The sequence below is a fragment of the Rhodanobacter sp. sgz306013 genome (assembly GCF_057031145.1).
On the sequence record NZ_JBXCIJ010000004.1, the window covers coordinates 692719 to 716425 of the forward strand.

Consider the following 23707-nt stretch of genomic DNA (forward strand, 5'->3'; position numbering starts at 1 on the left):
ACGATGGCGCGGGCCCGCCCTGCCGGATTCTGGACTGCATGTTCGCCAAATTGATCGGCCTGATCGCGGGCTTCGTGATTGCAGTGATCTCGCGGCTGCAGTACGCGGGCATCGTATTGCTGATGGGCATCGAGAGCGCCTGCATCCCGCTGCCCTCCGAAGTCATCATGCCGTTCTCCGGCTACCTGGTTTACAAGGGCACGCTGGTGTTGTGGCTGGTGGCGGTGGCGGGCGCCGTCGGCTGCGTGCTGGGCTCCTGGGTGGCCTACGCCGTGGGCGCGTGGGGTGGGCGGCCGCTGATCGAGCGTTACGGCAAATACGTGCTGATCTCCCACCACGACCTCGACCTGGCCGATCGCTGGTTCAGCCGCCACGGCGAGATCACCATCTTCGTCGGCCGCCTGCTGCCGGTCATCCGCACCTTCATCGCCTTCCCGGCCGGCGTCGCGCGGATGCCGCTGTGGCGGTTCAGCCTCTACACCTTCCTCGGCTCGCTGATCTGGTGCTGGGCCCTGGCCTGGATCGGCCTGCGGCTGGGCGAGGACTGGGACACGCTGGGCGTGTATTTCCACCGCTTCGACACCGCGATCGGCATCGCCGTGCTGCTGTTCGTCGGCTGGTACGTGTGGCGCCACCTGCGCAACCTGCGGCGAGGCTGACCGCGTTGCGCCGATAGCCTCGGCGTAGCGTGCCCATCGGTACGCGCCATTGTGCGCCAGTCCCGGACGACTCGAGCGCTAGACACGCAGGCTCGGCCTGCCGTTCTCGCTAACGGACAAGCAAAAAAGGCCGGACGCCACGATTTCGCTGGGCTTGCCGACCTTCTTTGGATGCCGTTGGACGGCTTGATGGTGCCGGAAACAGGAGTCGAACCTGCGACCTACGCATTACGAATGCGCCGCTCTACCAACTGAGCTATTCCGGCGACGGTGAGCCGCGAAGTTTACGGGGCAGCAGGATGAGGCGCAAGCCACGGTGCCGTGGCGCGGTCGCATGACCGAGGGCTCGCCCGGGGCTCATGGTGCCCACTTCGCCCTGCGGTAGAGGCTGTCCCTGCGCTCGACGGGGCGCGCTGCATCCGGCAGGGCCTTCTGGAGGGAAGAGGCGTCGCCACGGCGCGATATGCATGATTTTGCGATGCTGGCCGGCACTCTCTTGCATGCCGGTGACACTGCGGGCGAGGCGGATGGATAGCTGGAAACCGTTGCCATGTCAGGGCCTATCCGTGATCCGATGCGGGTTTCGCGATGCCGATTCGCCGTTCGTCGGCAAATTCTTGCCGCCCGTAACCGCAAATACTTGACGAATTAATTTGCGAAGCCAACCATGCGAGGCCACGGAGTCAGGGGAGTGGCCATGCGAGTCCTGTCGCGACAGCGAGGCGTCACGTTGATCGAGCTGACCATCACGGTGGCCGTTGCCGCCGTGCTGCTGCTGATCGCCGTGCCGGGCTTCCGGAACATCACGCTTTCCAACCGGCTCAACACCGCCGCCAACGACCTGGTCAATGCAATCAGCGTCGCACGCATGGAGGCGGTCAAGCGGAACGCCAGCACCCAGTTCTGCAGCAATTCGGCCAGCGCCAACACCAGCGAAACGCTGGGTGATGCCTGCGGCACGGCAACCGGCGCGGTCTGGGCCATGCGCGGCGGCGTACCGAGCCCGGTGCTCGCCGGCGTGGCCAGCCTGGCCGGTCCGGTCCGGATCAACGGGGATGTGGCCGCGCTGCAATTCACCGCGCAGGGGCAGGCCCGCAAGGCGGGAAGCAGTTCGCCCTTCAATGACACCGTAGTGGACATCTGCACCAGCCAGATGAGTGGCGAAAACCACCGCGTGATCACCATGACGGCGGGCTCGATCCTCGCCACCACGACCGCCAGCGGAGACTGCCCCTCGCCATGAAGCGCACGACTCTTACCCCGCGGCGTCCGTCGCGCCGGCCTCCCCGCCAGGCCGGCGTCGGCCTGATCGAGGTACTGGTGGCCGTGCTTGTGCTCTCCATCGCCTTCCTCGGCGTGGCCGCTTTGCAGGCTCGCTCGCTCGCCACCAACAACAGCGCGATGGCGCGCAGCCTGGCCACCATCGCCAGCTACTCGATCCTCGACGCCATGCGGGCGGACGTCGGCAGCGCCCGGGCAGGCAGCTACAACCGCACCGGCAGCTCGGCGCTTGCGGCCAATGCCTGCCCGGATGCGAACGGCGCACTGGCCGATGTGCAACTCGGCCAGTGGTGCGCGCAGCTCGCCGAGGGCCTGGGCGCGGTGGAAAGCACCACCGGCCAGGTGTCCTGCACGGATGCCGGCACCACCGCCGACTGCACCGTCACCATCACCTTCGACGACAGCCGCGCCGGCACGGGCGGCAGCAACGTCCAGACCGTCGCCACCAGGGCCATGCTATGAAGCGCCGTCGGCTTGCCGGCTTCACCCTGATCGAACTGATGGTGGCGATGCTGCTGGGCTTGGTGGTGATCGCCGGCGTCACCAGCGTGTTCCTCGCCAACCAGCGTGCGCACCGCACCAACCTCGCGCTGGGTGATGTGCAGGACAACACGCGCATCGCCTTCGAGATGATGGCGCGCGACATCCGCGATGCCGGCCTCACCGGCTGCAGCAACGACGGCCGGGTCGCGAACGTCCTCAACAACGGGCCGGCCGCCGGCGGCAGCGCCTGGTGGGCGAACTGGAACAACGCAGTGATGGGCTACGGCGGCGGCCAGGCCGATCCGGCCGTGGCCACCGGCGCGGCGGAACGCAACCGGGTGAGCGGCACCGATTCGCTGCTGCTGCTGGGCGGCGAGGGCGTGGGCGCAAGCGTGAAGGCGGACGCCGAGCCGGCTGCCACCTTCACGCTCAACGAAGCGGGTTCCGACCTGAAGGCTGGCGATGTGGTCGTCATGTGCGATCCCGACCACGCCACCCTGGTGCAGATCAGCAGCCTGGGCGGCGGCACGCTTCACCACGCCAGTGCCACCGGTTCGCCGGGCAACTGCACCACCGACCTGAACTACCCCACGGTCTGCAGCAGCAGTGCCAGCTACGTGTTCGCGCCCAATGCTCAGGTCACCCGGTTGCGCGCGTCCGACTGGTACGTGGGCAACAACCCGGACAAGGGCCGGTCGCTGTACCGCGTCAGCCTGGCCAACGTCGCCGGCGTACCCACGCCCACCGCCGAGGAAATGGTGCGCGGCGTCACCAACATGAGCATCGCCTACCACCAAGCAGGAAATGCCGGTTTCGTGGCGGCCAGCGGCGTGGGCAACTGGGCGCAGGTCGATGCCGTGCAGGTACGGCTGTGGCTGGAGAGCGCCGACCAGCACGCCGGCACCGATGCCAAGCCCCTGCAGCGCAACTTCACTGCCACCACCACCGTTCGCAACCGGGTGAATTGATATGCCCACCATCGCCGTTCCTCCATCCCGTCGTCGATCGATGCCTTCGCGCGCGGGACAGCGTGGCGTGGCCCTGGTGGTGGCATTGCTGTTGCTGGTCGTGGTCACTCTGGTCGGATTGGCGGCGGTGCGCGGCACGATCATGCAGCAGCGGATGGCCGCCAACCATTTCGACCGCCAGGTCGCCTTCCAGAGCGCCGAGGCGGCGATGCGCGCCGCCTCGGCGCGCATCGCGAGCAACCCAGGCGACGTTGCGCGCAACTGCCAGGCCGGCGGCGTGTACTGCCAGGGCAATCCGTTCGATGACCCGAACCTTCCAGCCGGCAAGATCATCACCGTGAGTTCGGGTACCGGCACGGGCCAGTTCGATGCCGGAACGCTCGCGGCCAGCCAGCCGCAGTACGTCATCGAGAACATGGGCAACTGGTACAACCCCAGCACCAGCACCGGTTACGGCCAGAGCGCCAACTCCCAAAACTACGGCGCCCAAGGCACCTCCACCACGGCCGTCTACTACCGCGTGACCGCCCGCAGCGGCGATCCCGCCCTGGTGGGCGATCGCGCCGTGGTGGTGCTGCAGGCGATGGTCAAGCAGGGCTGACCCCGCATGTCTTCCACGAGTCCGACCGGGCGCATGGGCCGTTCCATGCCGCGCCATTCCGAAGAGCGAGCCGCCATGAACATCGTGTTCCGTCTGCGCAGCAAGGTTGCCCGCTTCCTGGCCCACCTGCTGGCCACCGGCCTGCTGGTGGGCGCCGCAGGTATGGCACCCGCCATGGCGGCGGCCGTCAGCGTCGACCAGTCGCCGCTGATCATCCAGCGTTCCTTGCCGCCCAACCTCGTGCTGATGCTGGACGATTCGGGATCGATGGCCTGGGACTACATGCCGGACTGGGGGTATCTGAGCAGCACCAGCAACGACGCCGTGCGCAATGCCGGCATCAACGGCACCTATTACAACCCCGGCGTGACCTATGCGCCGCCGACCAAGGCCGACGGCACGTCTTATCCGAATTCTCCGGGTCTGACCAACGCCTACAAGGACGGTTTTCTCGATACCGGCACGACGGACGTCACCCGCTATTCGAGCCCCTACCAGAGCAGATTCCCGTATTACACGCAGTTCACGATTCTCAGCAATTATGCGGCGACGGCAGCCACCACCTATTCGTGTCCGTCCGGCTATGTTCCATATGGCGTCAATCAATGCCAGAAAACCACCACCCCCAACAAGGGTGCGATCGTCGACGCCACTCCCTCGACGACTTACAGCTGCAACAGCGGCGATGTCAGGAGTGGCAGCCAGTGCACGAATACGACGTACAAGTACTATTTCACCTATACGACCGGCGCCGGCAATGCCCAGAACTATGTTGGCGTGACGGGAAGTTGCGCCAGCCTGCCGGATGCCCAGCGGGCGGTCTGCGACGACAGCGCCTCGGCCCAGCAGAACGTGGCCAACTGGTTCTCGTACTACCGCACGCGCATCCTGATGGCCAAAAGCGGCCTGATGAATTCATTCTCAACCCTGGATACGACCTTCCGTGTCGGCTTTGGCTCGATCGACGGCGGCGGCAACGGCAACAAGAACTACACCAATCTTCCGGCGGCAAGGTACAGCTACTCGGACAGCTACAACGGTGGCACGAACTATATTGCGCAGATCCAGCCTTTTGGTGACGGGTCGGATTCCGGCAGCCAGAAAAGCCAGTTCTGGAACTGGGCGGCCAAGGCCACGGCCAATGGCGGCACGCCGCTGCGCCAGGCGCTCGATGCGGTCGGTTCCTACTACCAGACCGCACAGCCGTGGAAGGGGATGAGTTCCGATCCCGACTACACCACCGCGGCGGCCGACACCCAGCTTGCCTGCCGCCAGTCCTACACGATCCTGACGACGGACGGTTTCTGGAACGAGAATTTCTCGGGTGCGGGAGATGTGGATGGCAATGCCGGCAGCACGGTCTCCGGGTCCAATGGCCAGAGCTATGCCTACACGCCGGCGCTCCCCTACACCGATTCGGCGGTGAGCACTTTTACCAGCACGTCCACGCCATCCTGCCCAAGCAGATACAGCCTCACCAAGGTCGGCAACGTCTACCAGTGCACGCGCTCGGGCAATGCCAACCAGGCTCCGACCTGCCCGGCCGGGAGCACGCTCAGCGCCGACCAGCACACCTGCCAGAAGTCCGTGACCGCGCCCAACCCGAGTTACGCCGATACGCTGGCCGACGTGGCGATGAAGTACTGGATCACCGATCTGCAGCCAAGCCTGGCCAACGAGGTGCCGACCAACGCCGAGGATCCGGCGTTCTGGCAGCACATGACGACGTTCACGCTTGGACTGGGCTTTACGCCGCAGTATGCGGACGGAACCAAGATACCGATGGACCAGGTATTTGCATGGGCCGCCGGTGATGCCACCAAGGCCATCGGCAATTTCAGTTGGCCCGCACCCAAGGGTGACTCGATCAACAACATTGCCGACCTGGCCCATGCCGCGGTCAACGGCCATGGCGGCTTCTTCTCGGCCAAGGATCCCGAAAGCTTCGCCCAAGGCATCAAGGAAGCATTGAAGCGTGCCGCGGAGCGCGTGGGCACCGGTGCCAGCCTGGCGGCGAACTCCACCCAGCTGCAAGCCGGCACGGTGGCCTACCAGGCCAATTACTGGACGGCCAAATGGAAGGGCGACCTGAAGTCACTGGCCGTGGATTCGGCCACGGGCGCGATCGCCACCAGCCCCACCTGGACGGCATCGACCAAGCTGCCGACGGCGGCCAGCCGCAACATCCGGACATACAACAAGGACGCCGCGGCGGGCAGCCAGTTCGTGGCGTTCAAGCTGGGTGCGGGCAATGCGCTGCCGGCGCTTTCCAACGCCCAACACATGGCGCTGGGTTCGGTGGCGGGCACGGCGACCAGCGAGGCCGACCTCATCAACTACCTGCGCGGCGACGCCTCGAAGGAACAGTCCAACGGCGGTGGCTACCGCAACCGCGACACCCCGGTGGGCGACATCGTCAATTCGCAGCCCGTCTACGTGGGCGCACCGAACGCGAACCAGTTCTATACCGAGAGCTTCACCGGCTCGTCGGTGTTCGCCAAGTATGCGAGCGACCAGAGCGGTCGGGCCGGCACGGTCTACGTGGCGGCCAACGACGGCATGCTGCACGGCGTTGGCGCAGGCACGGGCGCGGAGACGTTCGCTTATCTGCCGGGCGCGGTGATCACCGCGGGCCTGAGCGCGCTGGCCAGCCCGGATTACGGCGCCGCCGTGGCGCACGGCTTCTTCAACGATGGCGAGCTCACCGTGGCCGATGTCTACGTGGGCAGCCCGGCGGGCTGGAAGACCGTCCTGGTGGGCACGACCGGGCGCGGCGTGGCCAAGGCCGTGTATGCGCTGGACGTCACCGACCCGGGCAGCGTGAGGTTCCTGTGGGAGCGTTCGGCAGGCGACGGGCTCACGAACAGCGATTACATCGGCCAGATGTCCGGCAAGCCGGTGATCGCCCAGACTGCGAATGGCAGCTGGTCGGTGTTGATGGGCAATGGCTACAACAGTGCGGCCGGCAAGTCGGCGCTGCTGCAATTCGAGCTTGCGGATGGCACCTTGCACGCGCACGCCACCGCCGATTCCAGTGGCCTGGCCGCGCCGGCGGTGTGGATGGACCCGTCGGGCAACGGCATCGGCACGGTGGCCTACGCGGGCGACGCGAACGGCAACGTGTGGTCGTTTCCGCTCAACGACTCCAGCGGCACCGGCGCCACGGCCACGCCGGACAGCGACGGCGTGAAGATCTTCGCAGCGAAAGACGCCGGCAACAAGGCGCAGCCGATCACCGCAGGCATGCTGGTCGGCAAGGATCCCGCCACCGGCAACACGTGGCTGTTCTTCGGCACCGGCCGCTACCTGAGCACGACGGACCTCACCGATACCAGCGTGCAGAGCTGGTACGGCCTGATCGTGCAGTCGGGCACCCGCGGGCTGGCGGTGACTTCCGGCATGACGCGCAGCGCCGACCTCGTACAACGCTCCATCACCGCCGAAGCGGGCAACGCGCGTGCCGTCACCACGCTCGGCGAGGCGGCCGCCGCGAATGCGTCGACCACCGGCAAGTCCGGCTGGTACATCGACCTGAAGTCGCCCGTCGCCGGAGCCGAGGGCGAGCGCATGGTCACGCCCAACCAGTTCCAGGGCAACCTGCTGCTGGGCACCACGCGCATCCCCAAGGCCAGCGACCCCTGCAATCCGTCGGGCCGCGGCTGGATCCTGGCGCTCGATCCGTTCACCGGCACCAGTCCTTCGCTGCCGTTCTTCGATCTGAACGGCGACGGCACGGTGGATTCCAACGACACGATAGCCGGCAAGCCGGCCGCGGGCCTCGGCTTCAGTTCGCTGCCGAACAATCCGATCTTCGTCGGCAGCGCCATGCTGACCAGTTTCGACAACGGCAGCACCTCCAGTACCCAGACCGCGAGTTCGGCGGGCGCGTTGCAGCGCGTGTCCTGGCGCGAGCTGATCGTCCATTGAGGAACGAACGATGAAGAGTCTCACGTCCATGGGCGGGCGGGTCGCCGATCGCCGGAAGGCGGCGCGCCATACCGGCTTCACCCTGCTCGAACTGATGATCGTGGTGGCGATCATCGCGATCCTGGCGGCCGTCGCGTTGCCTTCGTACACGCGTCACGTCGTGAAGACCAAGCGCGTGGCGGCACAGGCCTGCCTGTCGGAGTACGCGAACTACATGGAGCGCTACTACACCACCAACCTGCGCTATGACCAGGACGCCAGCAGCACTCCGGCGGCCAACCCGCTGTCCACCACGCCGCCCACGCTCACGCTGGATTGCGCCAGCGCCCAGCGCACCGGCACCGACTACGTCTATGCGCTGCCCGCAGCGTCGCTGACGGCATCGACCTACAGCCTCACCGCCACGCCGCAGGGGGCGCAAGCAACGCGCGATGCGGGCTGCGGCACGCTGTCGCTCGACCAGACCGGCGCGCGCGGGCCGGCCACGGCCGGCTGCTGGTAGGCCGGCTTCAACCGCCCTGCAGCCGTGCCGCCAGCCCCGAGTGGCGCTGCGTGCGCCGGGCGATGGCCTGTTCGATGATCGCCGCGCTGCCGACCAGGCTGAAGCAGCGGCGGGCGCGGGTGATGCCGGTGTAGAGCAGTTCGCGCGTCAGCACGGCGTTCGGCTCGGGCGGAAGCAGCAGGGCGGTGTGCTCGAACTCCGAGCCCTGCGACTTGTGCACGGTGAGCGCCCAGGCGGTCTCCACGTCGCTCAGTCGTGACGGCGCGACGAAGCGCAGCCGCGTGCCGCCCGCGCGATCCGCGGCGGCGGCGAGGAAAGCCACGGCCAGTCGCGTGCCGCCGCTGCCGTCGCCGGCGGGCAGGCGCAGGCACAGGCCGATGTCGCCGTTCATCAGGCCCAGGCCGTAATCGTTGCGGGTGAGCAGCACCGGGCGCCCTTCGTACCAGCCCTGGCCGTCGAGGGCAGGGCCGCCCTCGATCAGCCCGCGCGCGTGCAGCGCCGCGGCGAGTTGCCGGTTCAGGCCTTCCACGCCGTGCGGGCCGCGACGCAGCGCGCACAGCAGCTGGAAACGGTTGAAGGCTTGCAGCGCCCCGTGCGCCCACTCGGCATGCGCCGCCTCGCCGGCGCCGGGGGCAGGGCGATGGGCGCGCAGCCATCCCAGGTAGTACCCGTAGCCACAGGGAGCTGCCGGCCCGCCGCCCGGTTCCGGCGCGCCCCGGAGCGGCGGTGTCTGCGTGCCATCGATCGCCAGGGCCGCCAAGGTGTCGGCATCCGCTTCCTGCAGCCAGGCCAGATCCCCCGGAGGAGCGGCCAGCAAGGCCCGGGCGGCAACGGCGTCGCCCGCGTTCACCACCAAGGCCAGCCGGCCGATGCCGCTGGCCGCATCGAAGCGGTGGCTCGCGCGCAGCATCGCGATGTGCTGGTCCAGCGGCTGGGCGTCGGGCAGCACGAAGGCGGCAAGGTCGTCGCCGGTGGTGGCTTCGATCCATTGCGCGGTGGCGGCGTCGTAGTGGCCTGCCTCGGCGCGGCGGCACAGGTCGCCCAACACCGCGCCGGCCTCCACCGAAGAGAGCTGGTCCTTGTCGCCGAGCAGGACCAGGCGTGCCGATGGCGGCAGCGCCTCGAGCACGGCCGCCATCATCTCCAAGTCGATCATCGAGGCTTCGTCGACCACCAGCACGTCCAGCTGCAGCGGATTGCGTGCGTCGTGGCGGAAGCGGCGCGTATCCGGCCGCGCACCCAGCAGGCGGTGCAGCGTGGTCACGTCGGCGGGAATCGCCGCGCGCACCGCGTCGTCCACCTCCAGTTGCCTGAGCTGCTCCGTGATCGAGGCATTGAGCCGCGCCGCCGCCTTGCCGGTGGGCGCCGCAAGGCGGATGCGCAGCGGCTGCGCGTGCTGGCGCAGCTGCAGTGTCTGCAGCAGGCCGAGCAGGCGCACTACGGTGGTGGTCTTGCCGGTGCCGGGGCCGCCGGTGATCACGCCGAAGGCACCGCGCGCGGCCAGCGCGCAGGCGACGCGCGGCCAGTCGAGGCGGCCGGCGTCCGGGAACAGGCGTGCGAGTTCGGCGCCCAGGTGGGCGGCGGCCGGCTCCGCGCGCGCCACCCGGGCGAGGATGCCCTGCGCCACGTCGCATTCGTGGCTCCAGTAGCGGCGCAGGTACAGCCGCGTGCCGTCGAGCACCAGCGGTGCGTTGCCGGGTTCGCCGCTGCCGCTTGCGGTGAGCAAGGGCGATACGGGCAGGCCGTCCGTGCGCAACGTGTCGGCCAGCGCGCGCCACTCCGCGGGCCAGTCCTGTTCCTCGGCCAATGCGGGGAGCAAGTCGAGGTCGAGGCACAGATGGCCGTCGGCCAGCTGCCGGCTTAGCACGGCGGCGAGCCACAGCAGGGCCGGCGGCATGTTTGCGTCGCGTTCGGCGAGGAAGCGCGCGAAGGCCACGTCCAGTGGGCGCAGGCGCTGCTGTTCCAGCGCGCGGTCGAGCAGGGCTTCAAGCGGCATGGCCGATGCCTCCCGTGGCGAACAGCCCGTCCATCGCATCGACCAGCGCGAACGGCAGGCGGTCGGCGTGCACGCCGTGGCCGTCGCCGTCCACGCCACGCAGGTAGAGGTAGAGCACGCCGCCCATGTGGCGTGCGTAGTCGTAGCCGGGCAGGCGGGCCTGGAGCTGGCGGTGCAGGGCCAGCGTGTAGATCGCGTACTGCAGGTCGTAGCGGTTCTGCAGCACCGAGTCGCGCATCGCCGCGGCGGTGTAGGCGCCGGCGTCGCGGCCCAGCCAGTTCGACTTGTAGTCGGCCACGTACCAGCGCCCCTCGTGCTCAAACACGAGGTCGACGAAACCCTTGAGCATGCCGTTGACGAAGTTCGGCGCCAGCGCCGGACGCGCCGCGCCATCCAGGGTGTGCCTGCTGACCAGTCGGTCCAGCGCCTGCGCGTCGACGCGGTTCGCCTCGAACCAGAACTCCAGCTCGGCGCGATAGCGCGTGGCATCGACCAGCGCGGCCAGCGGCATCGCCCCGCCGCCGGGCAAGGGCAGCGGCGTGCGCAGCAGCATGGGCAGCCACGCGGTGAGCGGGTCGATCCAGCGCTTCCAGCCACGCGCCTGGCAGCGGCGGGCGATCGTGTCGCGCAGCAGCGGCGAGGGCGCAGCGGCGCGGGCGAAGCCTTCTTCCGCGCAGTGCTCCAGCAGCTCATGCAGGAAGGTGCCGGGTGCGGCGCCGCGGTCGAAGCCGTGGATGCCCGGTGCGGAGGTCGGGGCTCCGGCGCCGGCCTCCGCCTGCGCGGTTTCGGCCAGCGTGGCTTGGCTGGCGGTTTCCGGCGCGGCGGATGGTGCGGCGTCGTCGTGCCGGGCCAGCGCGCTGTAGCTGGCGATCCACCATGGCGCGTGCGCAGGCAGGGTGCACCGGCGTGCGGGACGCGGCGTGCCGGAGTTGTCGTGGGGCTGGTAGCGCCGGGTGTCGGCGGTTTCGGCCAGCTTGACGAGTTGGATGGCTGATTGATCTTTGGCAAGGGCGCCGAGTTTCGTCATCAGCTCGGCGGGTTCGATCGGCTTGCCGCCGGAAAGCACGTAACCGAAGGCGGACTTGTGCAGGCCGGATTCGCTCTTCGATCCGTCCCTGAGGCAGGCCACGCCCAGCCAGCACAGGTGGCGGGCGCGGGTGAGCGCCACGTAGAGCAGGCGCAGGTCCTCCTGCAGGCGTTCGTCCTCGGCGGCTTGCCAGGCGTCGATGCCGGGGCGCAGGTCGAAGTGCGCGGCGCCCTGTCCGTCGTGCCAGAGCAGCGGCTTCTTGTCGCCGGTTTCCTTGTAGCCGCAGACGAAGGGCAGCAGCACCACCGGGTATTCCAGGCCCTTGGATTTGTGGATGGTCACCACCTTGATCAGCGCGGCCTCGCTTTCCAGCCGCACGACCTGTTCCTCGGCGGCCTCGCCGCTGTCGGGGTTGGCGATCTGCGCGGCGAGGTGGCGGATCAGCGCGTGCTCGCCGTCCAGTCCGGTGGCCGCCTGCTGCAGCAGTTCGGCCAACTGCAGCAGGTTGGTGAGCGCGCGCTCGCCGCCGGTGTGGTCCAGCAGCCGCGCGGGCACGCCGAAGCGGTGCAAAAGCTCGTGCAGCATCGCCAGCACGCCGTGGCGTTGCCACAGCGCATGCAGCTGGCGGAAATGCTCGCCGCAGGCTTCCAAGTACGCCTCGTCGGTGTTCAGGCGATCCAGCTCGGCGAGGCTCTGGCCCATCATCGGCGTGGCCAGCGCGGCGCGCATGGCGCGGTCGTTGCCGGGGTTGGCGCAGGCGGCGAGCCAGCACTGCAACTCGATCGCTTCGGCGCTTTCGTAGACTGACTGCTTGTCCGAGAGGTACACGTGGGCGAGGCCGCGCGCGTGCAGCACCGCGCGCATCGCGGCGGCGTCGTTTTTGTCGCGCACCAGGATGGCGATATCGCCGGGCTTGAGCGGAGTGAAGCAGCCGTCTTCACCCGCGAAGCCGCACCGCCCGGCCTGCGCGGCGCCCAGCCAGTCCACCAGTTGCGCGGCGGCGTGGGCGGCCAGCGTCCCGCGGTACTCGCCTGCGCCAACGGCGGCGGCAGACGTATGGACGGCCATCTGCATCGCCGGCAGGTCGGCGCCGTCGAGCTGGAGGCGTTCCTTGCGGCCCTTGGCATTCACCGCGATGAAGGGGAGTTCCGTGCCGAAGCCGAAGGCGCCGCTGATGCGCTCGCCCTTGCCGTGCTTGTCCGCGAACTCGAAAACGAGATTGACGGCCTTGACCAGCGCATCGGTGGAACGGTGGTTGGTGCCCAGGGTCCATTGCGGTCGCGCGGCGTCCTTGCGCGCGCTGAAGTAGGCCTGGATGTCCGCGCCGCGGAAGCCGTAGATGGCCTGCTTGGGGTCGCCGATCAGCAGCAGCGCCTTGCCTTCGATGCCGTGGTAGATCCGGTGGAGGATGCGCCATTGCAGCGGGTCGGTGTCCTGGAACTCGTCCACCAGCGCCACCGGGTATTGCGTGGCGATCAGGCGCGCCAGGGTGTCGCCGGTGGCGCCAAGCAGAGCGGCATCCAGGCGTTTCAGCATGTCGTCGTAGCCGAGCAGGGCCAACTGGCGCCGGGCCTCGTCCACGCGTTTCGCCACCCAGGGGGCGGCATGGGCCAGCAGCAGCGGGGTCTGCGCCTTGGCCTGCGCCGCGGCGGCCTGCCAGGCTTCGATGGCGACGAAGAATGCGTGCTGCGGTGTGCGGCCGTTCTTGTTGGTGGCACTGGTGAGCTTGATGGGCGTATGGCGCTCCAGCGCCTTGGCGTCGGGCGCATCGCCACCAGCGGCCCAAGCGTCGAAGGCGGCGTGGTCGCTGGCCAGCGTGGCGGGCTTGTAGCTGGCCTTGCTGAGGCTGTTGTTGCCCAACGCGTCGAACAGGATGCCGACGATGGCATCGCGTTCCGCCCGCCACAGCTTGCAGGCACGTTCGGTAGCGGCATGCAGCGCCTTGGCCCGCGCTTCCAGCAGATCGCCAGGTTCGCGCAGGGCGTGCAGCGGCTGGCCGTCCAGCTGCAGGCGCCCGACGTGGGGAAGCAGCGGTTTCAGCGCGGCCTGCAGCGCGGCGGGCGTGCCCCATGACTGCGCATACAGCGCGGCGGCTTCGCGATCCAGCGTGAACACATGGCCGCGCCAGTAGTCGCGCACGGCTTCGGCGAGCAGCTCGGCGTCGTCGGCCACGGCATCCGCGCTGGCCGCCTCGCCGCTGGCGAAGGCGTGCTGGGTGAGCATGCGCTGGCACCAGCCGTGGATGGTGAACACCGCGGCCTCGTCCATCCACTGCGCGGCCAGTTCGAGCTGGCGCGCGGCGCGGGCGCGTTGTTCGGGGTCCGGGTATTCGGCGATTAGGTCGCGCAGGAAATCGTCGGCGGCGCACCGGTCGCGGAAGGCTTCGGCGGCTTCGGCGAGGCGCGTGCGGATGCGTTCGCGCAGCTCGGCGGTGGCGGCCCGGGTAAAGGTCATCACCAGGATCTGCGCGGGCAACAGCGGCGCCGCGCCGCCGTGGCCCAGCACCAGGCGCAGGTACAGCGCGGCGATGGTCCAGGTCTTGCCGGTGCCGGCGCTGGCCTCGATGAGTTGGGTGCCGGTCAGCGGCAGGCGCAGCGGAGCCAGGGCTTGGGTGGCGCTCATGCGGCGTCGTCCAGGACGCGCGCAGCGTCGAGCAGGGGGCGGTACAAGTGCAACCAGCGCTCGAAGCCGGCGCCGTGCAAGGCGGCGAAATCGGGCCAGGTACGGGCGAGGGCGGGTTCCTCGTCCACCTCGCCATGGCCGTGTTCGCCCTCGTCGTGGTCGTAGCGCTTGCGCGCGTTGGCGTAGGGGTTCTTCTGTTTCTCCGGGGGCAGCCCCTGGTTCGCGGCTTCGGTCAGCAGCCAGGCGAAGGCAGTCTTGCGTGCGATGGGCAGCGGCGCGCGCATGCCTTCGGCGAACGCGGCCAGCAGTGCGTCGAGATGGTGCTTCGCCTCGGCGGCATCGAGCGGGCGCAATTGCACCAGCGCGTCCGGTGCCACGATGCAGGTGGTGGCGGCCACCGCGTTGGCGTTGACCAGCAGATGTGCGACCCAGTAGGCGAGCAGTTTGTCGTGGCGGAGTTTCTTGTCGCTGGTGATCGTGCTGGCGGTGGCCATGAGGCGGATACGCTGGCCGCCGTCGCCTTCGCGCAGGTCATCCAGCGTGTCCTCGACGGCGAGGCCGTGCGCCGCAGCGTGCAGCCCCCGGCTTTCGCCGGTGAGCGGATAGTGCGCATCCAGCGCGCGCCAGCGCGTGGCGGCGCGCCCGGCGGCGGCTTCCAGCGGCGCCAGCACCAGCTCGCCGAAGCTGCCCGGCGGCAGCGCGCCCTGTTCGTGCAGCCGTTGCCTGGCCGGCGCCAGCGCGCCGTGGCCATCGTGGATGGCGGTGCGCAGCAAGCCGTCGGTGATCTGGTGGTGCGCCAGGGGATCGAGGGCGAAGGGCTCGTTGTCCGTGTCGGCCTCCTCGTCGCCGGCGAAGTGCACGGCGAGGCGTTCCGCGTAGAACGCCCTGGCGGGTGCCTTGAGGAAACGCTGCAGCAGGGCAAGCCCCAGCGGCGTTTCGCGTTGCCACGGCGGGAGCGGAGCGGCGTCGCCTGCCGGCGCGAGCTCGCGCGCACGCTGCCATTCCGCGGCATAGGTGAACAGGCGTGCGTCGCTGGCGGCGTCGAAATAGCTGGGGCTGAAGGCTTGCAGGGGGTAGTCGGTGGTGAGCGCGGCCAGCGGCGCGTCCCAGCCCGCGGCGAGGTAGTCGCGCAGCTGCCCCACCAGCACCGAGGGCGGCAGCTCGCTGTTGTCGCGCGCGCTCTTGCCCACCCAGCTCACGTACAGCGTGTCGCGGGCGGCGAGCAGCGCTTCCAGGAACAGGTAACGGTCGTCCTCGCGGCGCGAACGGTCACCGGGGCGTTGCTGGCCGGGCAGGGCCATCAGGTCGAAATCCGGTGCGTCCGTGCGGCGCGGGTAGGCCCCGTCGTTCATGCCCAGCAGGCACACCACGCGGAACGGGATGGCGCGCATCGGCATGAGGGTGGCAAAGCTCACCGCGCCGCCGAGGAAGCGCTGCGAGAGGCGGCTTTCGTCCACGGCGGCCAGCCAGTGTTCGCGTACCACGGCCAGCGGCACCGCGTCGGCAAAACCGGCTTCCTCGCAGGCCCGCTCCCAGGTCTCCAGCGCGTCGTGCAGGCCTTGCAGCAGCACGGCGTCGGCGTCATCGCGGCCGGCATCGAAGCAGGCCGCGAGCAGGCCGCGCAGGCGCCCGCCCCAGGCGGCGGGCGTGGCCGGCCTGGCGAACAGCCTGCCGTACTGGTCGAGCTGGTCCAGCAGCAGGGCCAGCGGCCCGACCAGGGCGGCGTCGAGGCCGCCCACTTCGGCGTAGGGCGCGATGCCGTCCAGCGATTCGCCGTCACCCACGGCGTAGCCCAGCAGCATGCGGCGCAGGCCGAAGCGCCAGCTGTTCTGCTCCTCGGAGGGCAGGCCCAGGCTGGCCTTCTGCGCGCCGGAGAGCCCCCAGCGGATGCCGGCGCCCTCGATCCAGCGGCGCAGCACGGGCAGCGCGGTTTCGGCCAGGCCGAAGCGGCGGCGCAGCGCGGGCGCGTCGAGCAGGTCGAGGATGTCGCCCGCGGCGAAGCGCGACTCGGGCAGGCGCAGCAGCTGTTCCAGCGCCACCAGCAGCGGTGCGGCGCCCCGCGCTGGGCGGTCGGCGATGCTGCCGGGGAGAAAGCGCGGATCGTCGGGCGGAATGCGGCCGAATACTGCCTGGATGTGCGGCGCGTAGGCCTGGATGTCCGGCACCATCACCATCACGTCGCGCGGCGCCAGCGGCCTGCCGTCGCGCGCGGCCTGCTCGAACAGCGCGAGCAGGTTGTCGTGCAGGATCTCCACCTCGCGCTGTGGGTTGTGCGAGACGTGGAAGCGCAGCGAGTCGTCGCCGGGAATCAGCGGCGGACGCTGCGCGGGATCGGCAGGCAGCGGTTCGAGGTCGAGGATGGCCTGCTGCACCTGGTGCAGCAGGCTGTCGCGGCCGGGATCGACGAACCAGTCGATGTCGCGGCCCAGCGCGGCGAAACGCGCGCGGTAGGCGTCGGGGCGATCGAAGCTGTCGAGCAGGCGGATGTAGTCGCGACCCTGCTTGCCCCAGGCGGCGAGCAGCGGATTCGCATGCAGGTGCAGCTCCTCGAAGCGCGGCTCGGCGGGCAGGCCGGGTTTGCCCGCCTGGCGGCGCTGGGCGGCCTTGAGCAGCTCGCGATCCTCGATGATGTCGGCCCAGTAGTGCCGGCAGGGATTGGTCACCAGCAGCAGCACCTGGCAGTGGCGACCCAACGCGGTGAGCGCGTCCAGCGTCTGCTGCGGCAGCGAGGAGATCCCGAACACCACGACCCGCCGCGGCAGCGCGGCGGGTCGCGTCTCCAGCGCGGCGACGCGCTCCATGAAGGCGCGATGCACCGCGGCGCGATGACGGTTGCGCTGCGCGCCGCCCACGTCGTCCAGCAGTGCGCGCCACAGGCGGGCCTGCCAGCGCTGGTTGCCGGGCAGCGGCGCCGCCGGTCCGCGCAGCTCGTCGCGCAGCTCGTCGCGGCCGTGCTCCCAGTCGTCCAGCCAGTCGGCGCGATAGACCTGGTACTGGTCGAACAGGTCGGCGACCTCGCACGCCAGCTGGAAAAGCTTGACTGGATCGGGCTTGCCCGGGTCGGCCCGGTCTCCGCCGAGGAAGTGGCGCAGCGGCGCGAAGTCGGCGTGGCCGAGTTGCGCGGGCAGCAGGCGCATCAGGCGCCAGGCCAGGCGCGACTTGTCGAACGGCGAATCGGCGGGCACCGCCTCGCGGCCCAGCACCGCACGATAGGCCTGCCACAGGAAGCGGCCGGGCAGCTGCATCTCCACCGCCGCGCTGATGCCCATGCCGCCGGCTTCGCGCGGACGCGCCAGCGCCAGCTTCAGCCACTGCGCGATGCCGTTGCTCTGCACCAGCATCAGCTCGTCTTCCAGCGGTGCCAGCGGCGTGCGCGCCAGCCAGGCGACCAGCAGGTCGCGCAAGTCCTCCAGCCGGTTGCCGTGCACCACCATCAGGCCGGGCTGGATAGTGTCGGATTCGGTAGCGACTGTCGGCACGGGCATCCTGGCGGGTATTCGCTGCCGGGATTGTCACCGACCGCGGGCTGGAAGTCGCCTCACTGTCGCATCGCACCGTCTCGTTGCATGCGACGCCAAAAGAAACGGCCCGGAATGCCCGGGCCGTTTCCTTGAGCAGTGCGGCCAGCGGTGGCTGCCCGCTTGGCCTTCGCGATCGAGGACGATCGCGAAAGCACACCCTCAGCCGTTCACCCACACGCCCACGTGGAAGTGCCAGCCGTCGTCGCGGCGTTCCCAGTGCGGGTGCACGTAGTGGTAGCCGGGCCGCGCCTCGCGCCAATGGCCGGCGACGGCAACGTAGCGGCGGCCATCCCAGCGCCAGTAGCCGTGCACCCAGATGAAACCGGGGCGCGGCGGCGGCACCATTTCCACGATGCGCGGCGGCGGCGGCTGCGGCGCGATCACTTCCACCACCTCGGGCGGTGGTGGCGCCCGGCGTTCAACGATCACTTCGCGCTGCACCGGGCGCGGGCGGTAGACCGGGCGCTCCTCGACGCAACCGGCCGCCACCGCTGCGGCGGCGGAGACGATCAATAGGCCTGCAAGACGTGACGACATGGATTCCCCTCGTTGGGTGTGATGGAACTTCGCCGCACGGCGTCGCCGCGCCGTGGAAGTGGAGGCAGTCTATAGGCGGCCCCCGCGGCGCGAACCGGTGCGGCGACGCGGTTCCCGGCGCAGGTTGTTGCGTGGTCAGCGAGCCCAGTAGCCGGCGTTGAAATGCCAGTGGCCGCGCGGTCCCTGCCGCCAGCGCGCCGGCACGTAGTGGTAGCCCCGACGCACGCGCATCCAGCGGCCGCCCGTCCACACGTGGCGATGCAGGCGCGGGCTCCACACCCAGTAGCCGGGCGCCCACACGTAACCGGCACGCGGCGGCGGCATCCGCTCGAAACGCGGCGGCGGGGGCGCCACGCCGATACCCACGCCTACGCCGACCGACACCTGTGGCGCAGCCTGTGCCGCGGGCACCGCGACGAAGCCCGCGCCGGCCAGCGCCAGCGCGGCGGACAGGATCAGGGCGGAAGACTTGCGATTCATCGTGCTCTCCGTGATCGCCGCGCAAGGCGGCATGCGGTACGGGAAACGCCGGTTTGCCGGCCGGTGTTGACGTCGGGCCGGCGGCGCATTCAGGCAGCGGTGGGGCTCGCTGCCGCCGCGGCCGCGCCGCCGCGCGGCGGGGCATTTCCAAAGAACGAACGATCGTGCTATTTTTCGAGCCCATGGAAACCGCAACTCCTTCCGGCAAGCGCGCCGCCACGCGCGACACCATCCTCGACCACGCCTACGTGCTGGCCCGCGGCGACGGGCTGGAAGGCCTGTCCATCGGCGCGCTGGCGGCCGACGTGGGCATGTCCAAGAGCGGCGTGTTCGCGCATTTCGGCTCGCGCGAGGAGCTGCAACTGGCCGTGCTCGACCTGGGCGCGCAGCGCTTCATGAAGAACGTGCTGCTGCCCGCGCTGAAGCAGCCGCGCGGCCTGCCGCGCCTGCGCGCCATCGTGGCGCACTGGTTCGCCTGGGCGCGCAGGCACCAGAGCGGCTGCGTGCTGCTCTCCGCCGCCAGCGAATACGACGGCCGCGACGGCGCGCTGCACGACGCCGTGGTGGCGCAGCAAGCCGGCTGGCGCCGCGAGCTGCAGAAGGCGATCGCGCAGGCGGTGGCCGAAGGCCATCTGCGCGCCGACACCGATACCGCCCAGCTCGCCTTCGAGATCTACGCGCTGTTGCTCGCCCTGCACCACGACGGCGGCCTGTTCGGCTACGGCGAAGCCGAACGTCACACCGCCGCCGCGTTCGAGCGCCTGTGGCGCAGCTGGCAACCCTGACCCCTACCTGCACGAGGCGCTCCCCATGTCCCCGCATGCCGCTTCCGTTTCCACCCGTCTCCGCCTCGGTGCGCTGCGCGCCGGTTTCGCGCTCGGCGGCCGGGTGGCGCCGAAACGCACCGCCGACCGTGCCGCGCAGCTGTTCGCCACGCCCTTCGCCAGCAGCCGCAGCCGCGCGCTGGCGGCGCCGGAGGACGCCGCGGTGTGGCGCGGCGAACTGCAGATTGCCGGCGAGCGCATCGCCACCTACGTCTGGGGCGACCCTGCCACCCAGCCCTACGCGCTGCTGGCGCACGGCTGGTCCAGCTTCGGCCTGCGCTTCCTGCCCTGGGTGGAAGGCCTGCGCGCGCTGGGCTACGCGGTGGTGACGTTCGACCAGCCCGGCCACGGCCGCAGCGGCGGCAAGCTGTGCACGCTGCCCGAGTTCACCGCCACGATCCGTGCGGTGGGCCGCCACTACGGCGAGGCCGCGCTGGCGGTGGGGCATTCGCTGGGCGGCGCCGCGCTGGCACTGGCGCAGGACGAGGACTGGCATGCGCGGCGCCTGGTGCTGGTGGCGCCCGCCGCCGACATGGCCGACGCGGCCAGCCGCTACTTCCGCCTGGTACGCCTGGGCGAGCACCTACGCCAGGCCTTCTACGACTGGCTGCTGCGTCGTACCGGCATCAGCGTGGAGCAGCTTGAGGTGCATCGCCACCTTCCCGCGCTGGGCCAACCCGCGCTGATCGTGCACGACCTCGACGACGCCGACGTGCCGTGGAGCGAAGGCGAGCGCTACGCCCGCTACTGGCCCGGCGCGCGCCTGCTCAGCACGCAGGGGCTGGGCCATCGCCGCGTGCTGGACTCACCCGCGGTGATCGCTGCGTCGATGGCCTTCGTGCGCGGCGAGCCGGTGGGCGAGCGGGTGATCGGCACCAGCGCCTTGCCCTTTGGCGTGGCCTGACCGGGAACTCCCCTTTGATACCCGCGGTCAGCCCAGGGCGTACCGAGCGTGGACGCGCTTCGAAGGGGATGCGATGAGAAGGCAGGCGAGCAAGGCGATGCTGGTTGCCGCGGGTTTGCTGGTTGCGGCGCACGCCTCCGGGGCGAACGCGGTCACCTCATCTCACGAGGATCAGGATGAGACGGCGCTGCGCGCCTTGTGGAACGGCTATCAGCACGCCGTGGCAAACAAGGACGCCGCGGCATTGCTGGCCATGTATGTAAGTGCGGATGTGCCGGTGCGCGGCGGCTTTGCCCCCAGGTCCTATGCGCTGGTGACCGCAGCCAACAAGCAGCCCGTGCCGCGCACCCTCCTGACGACCGCCAGGGAAGACGTCGCCGGCGAAGTGAAACTCCCGCCCGACCAGATCGAAAACCTCGAGATTCATTCCGACGGCGAGGTGGGTTCGGTCTCCTTCGACTACCGGGCGAAGGTGGGGCACGGGCGCATCATCTGGACAACGGTCCTGACCAACAGCGGATGGAAAATCGCCTCCGTCGTCTATTCGATCAACCTGCCGGCGGCAGACAGCGCGCGAACCCCTGGCTGAAGCAGGCCATGATCCGATACGGCCCGCTTTCGGCGGGCTTCGGCCAGTCGATCGGAGGCCTTGGCCGGTCGCAGCGAAGGCCAGGCCGATCGATCGCAACCCTTCACTTGCCATAACCGCGCCGGCGCCCGCAGGCCCGGCGATGCCCAGGCCCCGGTTCGCCAGGGCACCGGACGCCTGCCGCCCGGGAGCGGCGCGCCGCCGCCTTCCTACAAGCAGCGGCGCAGCCGGCGCACGCCTTCCTCGATGGCGTGTTCGTCCACGCTGCCGTAGCCCAGGATCAGGCCGCTGCGCTTCACTTCGCCGCGATAGCAGGGCGACAGCGGCCGCACCGACACGCCGGCCTGTGCCGCCCGCCGCGACAGCGCGACGTCGTCCGTTCCCTCGGGCAGCAGGGCGGTCAGCTGCATGCCCGCCTCGGCGCCTACCACCTGCAGCGCATTGGGCAGGTGCCGCCGGATCGCCGCCTGCAGCGCCGCGCGCCGCGCCGCGTACAGCATGCGCATGCGGCGGATGTGCCGCGCGAAGTGGCCTTCGCGGATAAAGTCGTGCAGCGCCCGCTGCGGCAGCATCGGCGAACAGGTGTCCAGCGCGTCGCGGGCGACGCGGAAGGCCGGCAGCAGGTCCCTCGGCACCACCAGGTAGCCCAGCCGCAAGCCGGGGAACATCACCTTGCTGAAGGTGCCCACGTAGATCACCCGCGCGTCGGCGTCCAGCCCCTGCAGCGCGGCGATCGGCCGGCTGCCGTAGCGGTATTCGCTGTCGTAGTCGTCCTCGACGATCCAGCCGCCGGTGCGCGCCGCCCACTGCAGCAGCTCGATGCGCCGCGCCGCGCTCAGCGTGGCGCCCAGCGGAAACTGGTGCGAGGGCGTGACGTAGGCCAGCCGTGCGGTCGGCGCGCGGCGGATGCCCGCGGCCACGTCCAGTCCCTCCGCATCCACCGGCACCAGCACGGGCAGGGCGCCCACGGTGCCCAGCGCCTGGTGCGCGCCGGGGTAGCCGGGCTCCTCCACCCAGGCGCGGTCGCCGGGATCGAGCAGGGCGTGCGCGCAGATCTGCAGGCCGTGCTGCGCGCCACTGGTGACCAGGATCTGCCCGGCGTCGGCATGCACCGCGCGCACCGTCGCCAGGTATTCGGCGATGGCCTCGCGCAGCGGCGCATGGCCCAGGGTGTCGCCGTAGACCAGGGCGTCGGCGCCGACGTGGCGCGCGTGACGGCTCAGCAGGCGCGACCACACGCCGTGCGGGAAGTGGTCCAGCGCGGGCACGCCCACGCGGAACGCCCCCTGGCTTTCCAGCCAGGACTGCGGCGGCGCCGCCATTGCCGCCACCCGCGCGGCGACCCGGCGTGGCGCCGCCGCGGCGGGTGCGACCGCGGCGCGCGGTGGCCGTCGCAGCGGCGCGCCCGCGCCCTCGTGCGGAATCGCCGCGGCCACGCAGGTGCCGGCGCCGGTGAAGCTTTCCAGATAACCCTCGGCATGCAGCTGCTCGTAGGCGCCCAGCACCGGCAGGCGCGAGACGCCCAGCTCGCCGGCCAGGGCACGGGTGGAGGGCACGCGCTGGCCCGGCTGTAGCCGGCCCTCGGCGATGGCGCGGCGGAACCATTCCGCCAGTTGCTGGTAGATCGGGCCGCCGCCTTCGAGCGCGATCGCCGGCACCAGGCCGGTAGGCACACGCTTCGCCGCGCTTTGCCGAGTGGTCATGTCATGTTCTCGCTTGGTGGCTATTTGCTCGTACCACTTGCCTGCCTAGTCTGCCCCCCACGGGCGAACGGCGGAGGTGTCGGTGGTCATGCGGGGGCAAGGAAAAAGGCTACGGCGGTCGGTGCGCTGCCTCGCGGCGCTGTGTGCCGGGCTGCTGGGCATGGGCGCAGCCACGGCGCAGGACGCCGGCCCGCCGCGGCAGGCGCTGGACGACGCCTGGTGGACCGGCCCGATGCTGGCGAATTCCGCCGAGACGCTGCCGCGCGGGCACGTGCTGGTCGAGCCCTACTTCTACGACGTCGCCTCGAAGGGCACGGACGCGTTCGGCTCGCGCGCCTACGTGCTGTACGGCCTCACCGACCGGCTCACCGTGGGCATGATCCCCATCGTCGGCTACAACCGCGTCAGCCACGGGCCGAACAGCTCGGGCATCGGCCTCGGCGACCAGATCCTGCAGGCGCAGTACCGGCTCACCCGCTTCCACGAAGGCAGCTGGCTGCCCACCCTCGCCGTGCAGCTGCAGGAAACCGTGCCCACCGGCCGCTACGACCGCCTGGCGCGGGCCAGCGACGGCATGGGCGGCGGCGCCTGGTCCACCACGCTGGGCCTCAACGCGCAGAGCTATTTCTGGATGCCGAACGGCCGCCTGCTGCGCGTGCGGCTCAACCTCACCCGCACCTTCAACGGCCACGCCGACGTGACGGGCGCCAGCGTCTACGGCACCGGCCCCGGCTTCCGCGGCACGGCGCGGCCGGGCGACGCGTTCTACATCGGCACCTCGTTCGAATACAGCCTCACCCGCCGCTGGGTGCTGGCGCTGGACCTGTTCCGCAGCCACGGCGCCGCCACCCGCGTCGACGGCAGCGCCGACCCGGCCGACGCCTTGCCCGTGCCGGTGCACCTGCGGGCCGGCTCCAGCGACGCCTACGGCTACGCGCCCGCGGTCGAATACAACGTCAGCGCGAACCTCGGCGTGCTGCTGGGCGCGCGCGTGATCGTGGGCGGGCACAACGCCACGCGCTCGCTCACCCCGGCCATCGCGATCAACTACGTCCATTGATGTCGGCACCCATTCCCTGCGGA

17 protein-coding genes and 1 tRNA gene are annotated in these 23707 nt (G+C 70.1%); 11 read left to right on the plus strand and 7 right to left on the minus strand.

The genetic code is table 11. From position 1 onward, the window contains the following. Positions 1-38: 38 nt before the first annotated feature. Positions 39-659, plus strand: coding sequence for a DedA family protein (locus AC2EWF_RS16235; RefSeq protein ID WP_483640404.1), 621 nt, complete (start codon positions 39-41; stop codon positions 657-659). Positions 660-849: 190 nt separating this feature from the next. On the opposite strand, the gene AC2EWF_RS16240 is transcribed toward AC2EWF_RS16235, so the two are convergent. After that, positions 850-925: transfer RNA gene (locus AC2EWF_RS16240), tRNA-Thr, on the minus strand. Positions 926-1356: 431 nt separating this feature from the next. Between AC2EWF_RS16240 and AC2EWF_RS16245 the strand changes: the two genes are divergently transcribed. The 6 genes from AC2EWF_RS16245 to AC2EWF_RS16270 all read left to right on the plus strand — a co-directional run bounded on the left by AC2EWF_RS16245 (position 1357) and on the right by AC2EWF_RS16270 (position 8421). Next, positions 1357-1902: a GspH/FimT family pseudopilin gene (locus AC2EWF_RS16245; protein WP_483640405.1), complete on the plus strand. Its 546-nt coding sequence runs from the start codon at positions 1357-1359 to the stop codon at positions 1900-1902. Beyond that, positions 1899-2402 carry a type IV pilus modification protein PilV gene (gene pilV / locus AC2EWF_RS16250; RefSeq protein WP_483640406.1) on the plus strand — a complete coding sequence of 168 codons (504 nt, stop codon included), beginning with the start codon at positions 1899-1901 and terminating at the stop codon, positions 2400-2402. The genes AC2EWF_RS16245 and pilV overlap by 4 nt, the downstream gene beginning before the upstream one ends. After that, entirely contained in the window at positions 2399-3391 is a 993-nt protein-coding gene (locus AC2EWF_RS16255) for a prepilin-type N-terminal cleavage/methylation domain-containing protein (protein ID WP_483640407.1), read from the plus strand. The genes pilV and AC2EWF_RS16255 overlap by 4 nt, the downstream gene beginning before the upstream one ends. A gap of 67 nt (positions 3392-3458) precedes the next feature. Next, positions 3459-3992, plus strand: coding sequence for a pilus assembly PilX family protein (locus tag AC2EWF_RS16260; RefSeq protein WP_483640408.1), 534 nt, complete (start codon positions 3459-3461; stop codon positions 3990-3992). Positions 3993-4067: 75 nt separating this feature from the next. Beyond that, positions 4068-7919: a pilus assembly protein gene (locus AC2EWF_RS16265; protein WP_483640409.1), complete on the plus strand. Its 3852-nt coding sequence runs from the start codon at positions 4068-4070 to the stop codon at positions 7917-7919. Between the two features lie 10 nt (positions 7920-7929). Then, complete coding sequence (locus tag AC2EWF_RS16270) at positions 7930-8421, plus strand: type IV pilin protein (protein WP_483640410.1); 492 nt, start codon at positions 7930-7932, stop codon at positions 8419-8421. Between the two features lie 7 nt (positions 8422-8428). Here the strand turns inward: AC2EWF_RS16270 and recD are convergent, their stop codons facing one another. The 5 genes from recD to AC2EWF_RS16295 form a co-directional block, all read right to left on the minus strand. Then, positions 8429-10417 carry an exodeoxyribonuclease V subunit alpha gene (recD, locus tag AC2EWF_RS16275; protein WP_483640411.1) on the minus strand — a complete coding sequence of 663 codons (1989 nt, stop codon included), beginning with the start codon at positions 10415-10417 and terminating at the stop codon, positions 8429-8431. Further along, positions 10407-14066 carry an exodeoxyribonuclease V subunit beta gene (gene recB / locus AC2EWF_RS16280; protein WP_483640412.1) on the minus strand — a complete coding sequence of 1220 codons (3660 nt, stop codon included), beginning with the start codon at positions 14064-14066 and terminating at the stop codon, positions 10407-10409. Before recB ends, recD begins: the two co-directional genes overlap by 11 nt. Further along, entirely contained in the window at positions 14063-17545 is a 3483-nt protein-coding gene (gene recC / locus AC2EWF_RS16285) for an exodeoxyribonuclease V subunit gamma (protein WP_483640413.1), read from the minus strand. Before recC ends, recB begins: the two co-directional genes overlap by 4 nt. A 201-nt stretch (positions 17546-17746) precedes the next feature. Further along, entirely contained in the window at positions 17747-18124 is a 378-nt protein-coding gene (locus tag AC2EWF_RS16290) for a YXWGXW repeat-containing protein (RefSeq protein ID WP_483640414.1), read from the minus strand. Between the two features lie 135 nt (positions 18125-18259). Next, positions 18260-18604 (minus strand): YXWGXW repeat-containing protein, encoded by a 345-nt coding sequence (locus tag AC2EWF_RS16295; RefSeq protein WP_483640415.1) that lies wholly within the window; start codon positions 18602-18604, stop codon positions 18260-18262. Between the two features lie 182 nt (positions 18605-18786). Between AC2EWF_RS16295 and AC2EWF_RS16300 the strand changes: the two genes are divergently transcribed. The 3 genes from AC2EWF_RS16300 (at position 18787) to AC2EWF_RS16310 (ending at position 20921) form a co-directional block, all read left to right on the plus strand. Next, a complete protein-coding gene (locus AC2EWF_RS16300) occupies positions 18787-19389 on the plus strand; it encodes a TetR/AcrR family transcriptional regulator (RefSeq protein ID WP_483640416.1) in 603 nt (200 codons plus the stop codon). A gap of 25 nt (positions 19390-19414) precedes the next feature. Continuing rightward, positions 19415-20332, plus strand: a complete 918-nt coding sequence (locus AC2EWF_RS16305; RefSeq protein WP_483640417.1) for an alpha/beta fold hydrolase — start codon at positions 19415-19417, stop codon at positions 20330-20332. Positions 20333-20429: 97 nt separating this feature from the next. Continuing rightward, on the plus strand, positions 20430-20921 hold the full coding sequence (locus AC2EWF_RS16310) for a hypothetical protein (RefSeq protein ID WP_483640418.1): 492 nt from the start codon (positions 20430-20432) through the stop codon (positions 20919-20921). Between the two features lie 209 nt (positions 20922-21130). On the opposite strand, the gene pdxR is transcribed toward AC2EWF_RS16310, so the two are convergent. Then, a complete protein-coding gene (gene pdxR, locus AC2EWF_RS16315; RefSeq protein ID WP_483640419.1) occupies positions 21131-22624 on the minus strand; it encodes a MocR-like pyridoxine biosynthesis transcription factor PdxR in 1494 nt (497 codons plus the stop codon). Between the two features lie 160 nt (positions 22625-22784). Here pdxR and AC2EWF_RS16320 point away from each other — a divergent pair, with 160 nt between their 5' ends. Next, entirely contained in the window at positions 22785-23684 is a 900-nt protein-coding gene (locus tag AC2EWF_RS16320; RefSeq protein ID WP_483640420.1) for a transporter, read from the plus strand. Positions 23685-23707: the final 23 nt, after the last annotated feature.